At 62.4% G+C, this 255-nt stretch carries 1 protein-coding gene; it reads left to right on the top strand.

All coding sequences use genetic code 11. From position 1 onward, the window contains the following. On the top strand, positions 1-255 hold a 255-nt coding region (locus tag NFX52_RS31555; protein WP_252636045.1), incomplete at both ends, for a type II TA system antitoxin MqsA family protein.

Consider the following 255-nt stretch of genomic DNA (forward strand, 5'->3'; position numbering starts at 1 on the left):
TGATGGCGTTTCGCAAGCAGGTCGATGGCTTGCTGACGGGCGATGAAATTGCTGCACTGCGCAAGCAATACAAGCTCAAACAGGCCCAGGCAGCCCAGCTGTTTGGCGGCGGGCCCGTGGCGTTCAGTAAATACGAGAACGATGACGTGGCCCAGTCCGAGGCCATGGACACGCTGCTGCGCCTGGTGCGCCGCAGCCCCGAGGCGTTCTGGGCGCTGGTGGAAGAAAAGGGCCTGCAGGCTGATTTCACGCAGC

It is taken from the genome of Acidovorax facilis (assembly GCF_023913775.1).
In the GTDB taxonomy this organism is placed as follows: domain Bacteria; phylum Pseudomonadota; class Gammaproteobacteria; order Burkholderiales; family Burkholderiaceae_C; genus Acidovorax; species Acidovorax facilis.